At 72.1% G+C, this 8,223-nt stretch carries 4 protein-coding genes; all 4 read left to right on the top strand.

Annotation, left to right across the window (positions count from 1 at the left end):
• Positions 1-218 precede the first annotated feature (218 nt).
• The 4 genes from FNQ90_RS06690 to mfd all read left to right on the top strand — a co-directional run bounded on the left by FNQ90_RS06690 (position 219) and on the right by mfd (position 8,123).
• Positions 219-1,010, top strand: coding sequence for an ABC transporter ATP-binding protein (locus tag FNQ90_RS06690; RefSeq protein WP_182605418.1), 792 nt, complete (start codon positions 219-221; stop codon positions 1,008-1,010).
• On the top strand, positions 1,007-3,607 hold the full coding sequence (locus FNQ90_RS06685; protein WP_182605417.1) for an ABC transporter permease: 2,601 nt from the start codon (positions 1,007-1,009) through the stop codon (positions 3,605-3,607). Before FNQ90_RS06690 ends, FNQ90_RS06685 begins: the two co-directional genes overlap by 4 nt.
• Positions 3,608-3,723: 116 nt before the next feature.
• The gene (locus FNQ90_RS06680) at positions 3,724-4,401 is read left to right on the top strand and encodes a Uma2 family endonuclease (RefSeq protein WP_323379810.1); all 678 of its coding nucleotides are present in this window, start codon (positions 3,724-3,726) and stop codon (positions 4,399-4,401) included.
• Between the two features lie 152 nt (positions 4,402-4,553).
• Positions 4,554-8,123: a transcription-repair coupling factor gene (gene mfd / locus FNQ90_RS06675; RefSeq protein WP_182605416.1), complete on the top strand. Its 3,570-nt coding sequence runs from the start codon at positions 4,554-4,556 to the stop codon at positions 8,121-8,123.
• The last annotated feature ends 100 nt before the right edge of the window (positions 8,124-8,223 follow it).

The raw sequence follows: 8,223 nt of genomic DNA, 5'->3' as shown, positions 1-8,223 counted from the left end.
GACCCCCGCACTCCCGCCCGGGACCCCGGAAGGGGACTTGCGCCTTCCCCTACGTAGGGGTCGATCCTGCGGGAGAGCCCCCTAGGGGATCCTGCGACCACGTGATGACCCGCCTCCCCATCGGGTTCCCTCCCGGGAGCGATGAGCCACGACGCGCGGAACCCTAGCCTCTGGGGTGGGATAAGGAACACGTGAGAGATCGGTCAGGGGAGAACATCATGGAAGCGGCGGCAACACGGACGACTGCCGGGGACGACGGGGGATCCGGTGGGGTATCGGCCGCCCGCGCGGAACGCGTCGTCAAGGCGTACGGGGAGGGCGAGACCCGCATCCTCGCGCTGAACGAGGTGAGCGTGGAGATCGCGCGCGGCGCCTTCACCGCCATCATGGGCCCCTCCGGCTCGGGCAAGTCCACCCTCATGCACTGCCTCGCGGGCCTGGACTCCGTCACCTCCGGCCGGGTGTGGGTCGGCGACACCGAGCTGACCGGACTCAACGACCGGCAGCTGACCCGCCTGCGCCGGGACAACATCGGCTTCATCTTCCAGTCGTTCAACCTGCTGCCCACCCTCACCGCGGCGGAGAACATCACCCTCCCGATGGACATCGCGGGCCGGAAGCCGGACCGGGAGTGGGTGGACCAGGTCATCGAGACGGTCGGTCTCTCCGGCCGGCTCGGCCACCGTCCCGCGCAGCTCTCCGGCGGTCAGCAGCAGCGCGTCGCGGTCGCCCGGGCGCTGGCCTCCAAACCGGCGATCATCTTCGGTGACGAGCCGACCGGCAACCTCGACTCGCGGGCCGGCACCGAGATCCTGGAGTTCCTGCGCCGTTCCGTGGACGACCTGGGGCAGACCATCGTGATGGTCACCCACGACCCCACCGCCGCGGCGTACGCCGACCGCATCCTCTTCCTCGCGGACGGCGCCATCGTGGACGAGATGACCGCCCCCACCGCCGAGAAGGTGCTGGACCGCATGCGCGGCTTCGAGGGCCGGGGGCGCACGTCGTGAGCGTGATGAAGACATCCCTGCGCAACTTCTTCGCGCACAAGGGGAGGATGATCCTCTCCGGGCTGGCGGTGCTCCTCTCCGTCGCCTTCGTCTGCGGCACGCTCGTCTTCACGGCGACCATGCAGACCACCTTCGACCGGCTGTTCACCGTCAGCGCCTCGAACGTCATGGTCACGCCGGGGACGGCGGAGGACTCCGGCGGCTTCGACCAGACACCCGCGATGACCGGCCGCCCGGAGACCATGCCCGGCGAGGTGGTGGAGACCCTCCGCGGCGTCGACGGCGTCGAGGAGGTCACCGGCTACCTCGACTCGCAGAGCGTCGTCGCGGTGGACGCCGACAACGAGAACATCGGCCCCGCCACCGGCGCGCCCACCATCGTCGCCAACTGGACCCCGATCGAGCTGCGCTCCATGGAGATCGTCGAGGGCGCGGCCCCCGAGGGTTCCGGCGAGGTGATGGTGGACTCGCAGACCGCCGAGAACTCCTCGGTGGCCGTCGGCGACGAGCTGCGGCTGCTGAGCGTCGGCGGGTCCTTCGAGGCCACCGTCTCGGGCATCGTGGAGTTCCGGATCACCAACCCCGGCGCCACCCTGCTCTACTTCGACACCGCCACCGCGCAGGAGATCCTGCTCGGCGGGGAGGACGGCTACACCGCCTTCTACGTGGACACCACCGACGCGGTGTCCGACGAGGAGATGCGTGACCGGGTGGCCTCCGCCGTGAACGGCGAGCAGTACCTGGTCCGCACCGCCGAGCAGTACGCCGAGGACAACCGCAACGCGCTCGGGGAGTTCCTCGACATCATCCGTTGGGTGCTGCTCGGCTTCGCCGGTATCGCCCTGCTGGTCGGCATCTTCCTGATCGTCAACACCTTCACCATGCTGGTCGCCCAGCGAACCCGGGAGATCGGGCTGTTCCGCGCCATCGGCGCGCAGCGCGGTCAGGTCAACCGCTCGGTGATGGTCGAGGCGCTGTTGCTGGGGATCGTCGGATCCGTGCTCGGTTTCGTCGCCGGCATCGGCATCGCCATCGCGCTGATGGCGATCCTGGGCGCGGTCGGCATGAACCTGAGCACCGACGACCTGACCGTCGGATGGGCGGTCCCGGTCACCGGCATCGTGCTGGGTGTCACGGTCACCCTGATCGCCGCCTGGATTCCCGCCCGTCGGGCCGGTCGCATCACCCCGATGGCCGCCCTCCAGGACGCCGGCAACCCCGGTGACGTGAGGGCGGGGCGGGTGCGTGCCGCCATCGGCGCCGCGCTGCTGGCGCTCGGTGTCGCCGCGCTGATCGCCGTCACCGGCACGGAGTCCGCCGGCGCGGCCGGGCAGCTCCTGGGTGTGGGCATCCCGCTGACCCTGGTCGGTCTGGTGCTCGCCGCACCCGCGCTGGTCGGGCTGGTGATCCGGGGCCTGAGCGCGGTGCTGCTGCGCGGTTTCGGTTCCGTCGGCCGGTTGGCCGAGCGCAACGCGCTGCGCAACCCCCGGCGGACCGGCGCCACCGCCTCCGCGCTGATGATCGGACTCGCGCTGGTGTCGGCGCTGTCGGTGGCCGGGGCCTCCCTGGTGGCCTCCACGGACAAGGCCATCGACGAGACCATCGGCGCCGACTTCATCGTGCAGAACGAGGGCTTCACGCCGGTGATTCCCGAAGCGGTCGAGGCGGCCCGGGGCGCCGACGACCTGGAGGCGATCTCGGAGTACCGGGAGATCCGCGCCGAACTCACCCCCGTCGGTGGGGGCGGGGACGACGCCTTCGACCAGCGGTTGGCCATGGTGAACGAGGCGTATCCGCGGGTCTTCGCCGTCGATGTCGCCGAGGGTGACATCGACGGGGCACTGGCCCCCGGTGGCATCTCGCTCACCGACACCGTCGCCGAGCGGCAGGGCGTGGAACTCGGTGACGAACTCGAGGTCCTGACCCAGGGCGGGGGCACCACCACCCTGACGGTGCGGGCCATCACCACCTCGGCCGGTGCCGCGACGGAGGGCGACGCCGCCTACATCGGCATCGCCGGTGCCGAGGAGTTCATCCCCGAGGAGGCGATGCCGCTGCCGTGGGGCCTCTTCGCCATCGCCGAGGAGGGGCGGCAGGCCGAGGCCCGGGCCTCGCTGGAGGCGGCCCTGGAGCCGTTCCCGCAGGTCGTGGTCCGCGACCAGGCCGACTACAAGGAGCTGGTGCGCAGCGAGGTCGGCATGCTGCTGAACATGGTCTACGGCCTGCTGGCGCTGGCGATCATCGTCGCGGTGCTCGGCGTGATCAACACCCTGGCGCTGTCGGTGGTCGAGCGCACCCGGGAGATCGGCCTGATGCGGGCCATCGGTCTCTCCCGGCGGCAGTTGCGCCGGATGATCCGTCTGGAGTCGGTGGTCATCGCGCTCTTCGGGGCGGTGCTGGGCGTCGCCCTGGGGCTGTTCTGGGGCTGGGCCTCGCAGCGGGTCATGGCCCTGGAGGGGATCGACGTCCTGGAGATCCCGGTCAACGTGATCGTGATCGTCTTCATCGGGTCCGCGCTGGTGGGTCTGCTGGCCGCGCTGATCCCGGCCTTCCGGGCGGGACGGATGAACATCCTGCGGGCCATCGCCACCGAGTGACGGTCCGGCCGCACCGCGGCACCGCCGCCCCCGCCACACCGCTGCGCGCCCGCCGAAGGGAGGACACAATCGGAGAGGAACAGGTCGGAGCGACCCTACGATCGGGAGTGAGTGCGGTGACCCCTGAGCGCGACAGGAGGCCGGATGTGGCGATGACCGTGGTCGGCCCCCGTGCCGGCACCCCGCTCCTGGACGCGGCCGAGGGGTTGCACGAGGCACTGCCCGGTCACCGCGTGGAAATCGTCGGAGGACGCCTTCTCGTGACCCCCCCACCGGACTCCGGGCACGCCCGCTCCCTCACCCGCCTGACCTTCGCCCTGGCGCCGTTCCAGGGGCACGGCACCGAGGTGGTGCAGGGGGTGGGGCTGTGGTTGCCCACCGGGGACGAGGACTACGCGGTACCGGACCTGGCCGTGGTGGAGGTCGGGTTCGGCAAGCACGCGGTCGCCTTCAACTGTTGTGCCCCCGAGGTCTTTCGCATGGTCGTGGAGATCACCTCGAGCAACCGGATCACCGATCTCACGACCAAGCCGCAGAGCTACGCCGCCGCCGCCGTCCCCGTGTACGTCGTGGGGGACCGACGGCGGCGCGAGGTGGTGGTGTTCTCCGACCCCCGGGGCGGCGAGTACCGCTCGCGGGCCGTGTATCCGTCGGGGGAGCGGTTCCTCGTGCCGGAGGTGGTGCGGATGGGATCCGACTTCCCCGCGGACCCCCGGAGCGACGGCTCGGACGGTACGGACGGGGCCGGGCCACCGGTGGAGCTCGACGTCGACGATTTCCTGATCGTCGAATGACCCGACCGGGCGGCCCGGCGGTGACCGTGCCCCGGCGGCACCGCCGCGCGACACCGGGTCTCGGCGGGCGGGCGTAGGGTGGGAACCCCGGCCCGTTCCACGTGTCGGGTCTTTCGCGTGTTCCCCCGCTCCCCACCCGGGATGGTCTCCTCATGAGTCTGCACGGCCTGCTCGACGCCGTCGTGGAAGATGCCGCCCTCGAAGAGGCGGTCCGGGCCGCGGCGACCGGCCACCGGCGGCACGTGGACCTCGTCGGTCCCGCCGCCGTCCGCCCCTTCGCCGTGGCGGCGCTGGCCCGGGGCACCGAGCGCACGGTGTTGGCGGTCACCGCCACCGGCCGGGAGGCCGAGGACCTCGCCGCCGCGCTGCGCTCCCTGCTCCCCCCGGACGGCGTGGTCGAGTTCCCCTCCTGGGAGACCCTGCCGCACGAGCGGCTCTCCCCCCGCTCCGACACCGTCGGCCGCCGCCTGGCCGTGCTGCGCCGCCTCGCCCACCCCAGCGCGGACGATCCGGCGGCCGGCCCGGTGAAGGTCCTCGTCGCCCCCATCCGCTCGGTACTCCAACCCCAGGTCAAGGGGTTGGGTGACCTGGAACCGGTGGCACTGCGCACCGGCGGCACCGCCGACCCCGCCGAGGTCGCCGAGGCCCTGTCCGCCGCCGCGTACAGCCGGGTGGAGCTGGTGGAGAAGCGCGGCGAGTTCGCCGTGCGCGGCGGCATCCTGGACGTCTTCCCGCCCACCGAGGAACACCCCCTGCGGGTGGAGTTCTGGGGCGACGACATCGAGGAGATCCGCTGGTTCAAGGTGGCCGACCAGCGCTCGCTGGAGGTCGCCGAGCACGGCCTGTGGGCCCCGCCCTGCCGCGAGCTGCTGCTCACCCCGCAGGTCCGGGAGCGGGCGGCGGCACTGGCCGAGGAGCACCCGGAGCTGGAGGAGCTGCTGGGGAAGGTCGCCGAGGGCATCGCGGTGGAGGGCATGGAGTCCCTGGCGCCGGTGCTGGTGGACGAGATGGAGCTGCTGCTCGACGTGCTGCCGCCCGAGTCGATGGCGGTGGTCTGCGACCCCGAGCGGGTCCGCACCCGGGCGGCCGACCTGGTCGCCACCAGCCAGGAGTTCCTGGCCGCGTCCTGGGCCGCGACCGCCGGTGGCGGGGAGGCCCCGATCGACGTCGGCGCCGCCTCCCTGCGCTCGATCGCCGAGGTGCGCGAGCGGGCCCGCGAGCTGGACCTGATGTGGTGGTCGATCTCCCCGTTCGCCGCCGACCCGACCGCCGACGGCACCGGTGGGGGACCGGTCGCGGCCGGCGGGGACACCCTGCGCACCGGTCTGCGGGCGCCGGAGAGCTACGGCGGCGACACCGCCCGCGCCCTCGCCGACACCAAGGGCTGGCTCTCCGACGGCTGGCGGGTGGTCTACCTCACCGAGGGCCAGGGTCCGGCCGGACGGACCGTGGAGGTGTTGGGCGGGGAGGGGATCGCGGCCCGCTTCGACCCCGGGCTGGACGACGGCATCGACCCGGCGGTGGTCCACGTGACCTGCGGCTCGGTGGAGAACGGCTTCGTCGCCCCCGACCTGCGGCTGGCCGTCCTCACCGAGACCGACCTCACCGGGCAGCGCGGCGTGGCCAAGGGGCAGCGGATGCCCGCGCGCCGCCGCAAGACCCTGGACCCGCTGACCCTGCGGCCGGGCGACTTCATCGTCCACGAGCAGCACGGCGTGGGCCGGTACGTGGAGATGGCGCAGCGCACCGTGCAGGGCGCCACCCGCGAGTACCTGCTGGTGGAGTACGCGCCGGCCAAGCGCGGCCAACCCGGCGACCGACTGTTCGTACCCACCGACCAGCTCGACCAGGTGACCCGGTACGTCGGCGGCGAGGCGCCCTCGCTGCACCGGCTGGGCGGGGCCGACTGGGCGAAGACCAAGGCCAGGGCGCGCAAGGCGGTGCGGGAGATCGCCGCCGACCTGATCAAGCTGTACTCGGCGCGGATGGCGGCCCCCGGTCACACCTTCGGTCCGGACACCCCCTGGCAGCGGGAGCTGGAGGACGCCTTCCCGTACGCCGAGACCCCCGACCAGCTGACCACCATCGGCGAGGTCAAGGAGGACATGGAGAAGTCGGTCCCGATGGACCGCCTGATCTGCGGCGACGTGGGCTACGGCAAGACCGAGATCGCGGTGCGGGCGGCGTTCAAGGCGGTGCAGGACGGCAAACAGGTGGCCGTGCTGGTGCCGACCACGCTGCTGGTGCAGCAGCACTTCAACACGTTCACCGAGCGGTACCGGCAGTTCCCGGTGACCGTGCGGGCGCTGTCCCGGTTCCAGTCCGACACCGAGTCGAAGGCGGTGCTGGAGGGGCTGCGGGGCGGCACGGTGGACGTGGTCATCGGCACCCACCGGCTGTTCTCCTCCGAGACCCGCTTCAAGGACCTCGGCCTGGTGATCGTGGACGAGGAGCAGCGCTTCGGCGTCGAGCACAAGGAGCAGTTGAAGAAGCTGCGGGCCAACGTGGACGTGCTCACCATGTCCGCGACGCCGATCCCGCGCACCCTGGAGATGGCGGTCACCGGCATCCGGGAGATGTCCACCATCACCACCCCGCCCGAGGAGCGGCACCCGGTGCTGACCTTCGTCGGCCCGTACGACGAGAAGCAGATCGGCGCGGCGATCCGTCGCGAACTGCTGCGCGAGGGACAGGTCTTCTACATCCACAACCGGGTGGAGTCGATCGACCGGGCGGCCTCCCGGCTCCGCCGCATCGTGCCCGAGGCCCGCATCGCCATCGCGCACGGCCAGATGTCCGAGCAGGCGCTGGAGCGGGTGGTGGTGGACTTCTGGGAGAAGCGGTTCGACGTGCTGGTCTCCACCACGATCGTGGAGTCCGGCATCGACATCTCCAACGCCAACACCCTGATCGTGGAGCGCGGCGACACCTTCGGACTCTCCCAGCTGCACCAGTTGCGCGGTCGGGTCGGCCGTGGCCGCGAACGCGGCTACGCCTACCTGCTGTACCCGCCCGAGCGTCCGTTGACCGAGACCGCCCACGAGCGGCTGGCGACCATCGCGCAGCACACCGAGATGGGCGCGGGCATGTACGTGGCGATGAAGGACCTGGAGATCCGGGGCGCCGGCAATCTGCTGGGCGCCGAGCAGTCCGGGCACATCGCCGGCGTCGGCTTCGACCTGTACGTGCGGATGGTCGGCGAGGCGGTGGCCGACTACCGGGCCTCGCTGGAGGCCGGCGGTGAGGGCACGGCCGAGGAGCCGCCGGCGGAGGTGCGGATCGAGCTGCCGGTGGACGCGCACGTCCCGCACGAGTACGCGCCGGGGGAGCGGCTGCGCCTCCAGGCGTACCGGGCCATCGCGGCGGCGACCACCGAGGAGGACATCGCGGCGGTCCGGGAGGAGTTGACCGACCGCTACGGCAAGCTGCCCGAGCCGGTGGAGAACCTGCTGCTGGTCGCGGGGCTGCGGATGTCGGCCCGCTCCTGCGGGGTCACCGAGATCACCCTCCAGGGCAACAAGGTGCGGTTCGCGCCCGTGGAGTTGGCGGAATCACGGGAACTGCGGCTCAAGCGGCTGTACCCGGGGACCCTGATCAAGCCGGCGACGGGCCAGGTGCTGGTACCGCGTCCCATGACGGCACGGGTGGGCGGCAAGCCGGTGATCGGCCGTGAACTGCTGTCCTGGACCGGGGAGTTCCTGACCACCATCGTCGGCGACTGATCGGCGGCCCCCACCGGGACGGCCCGCCCCGTGACCGCCACGGGTGCCGGGGCGGCGGTACCGCCTCCCCGGCGCACCCGCTCCGGGGAGGGGCCCGCCC

The sequence above is a fragment of the Streptomyces alkaliphilus genome (genome assembly GCF_014141535.1).
GTDB lineage: Bacteria > Actinomycetota > Actinomycetes > Streptomycetales > Streptomycetaceae > Streptomyces > Streptomyces alkaliphilus.
This window is presented reverse-complemented; position numbering and strand designations above follow the sequence as displayed.

Excerpts from the sequence above, each read along its gene's own strand:
- FNQ90_RS06690 (WP_182605418.1), top strand. The coding sequence starts at position 219 with ATGGAAGCGGCGGCAACACGGACGACTGCCGGGGACGACGGGGGATCC.
- mfd (WP_182605416.1), top strand. The coding sequence starts at position 4,554 with ATGAGTCTGCACGGCCTGCTCGACGCCGTCGTGGAAGATGCCGCCCTC.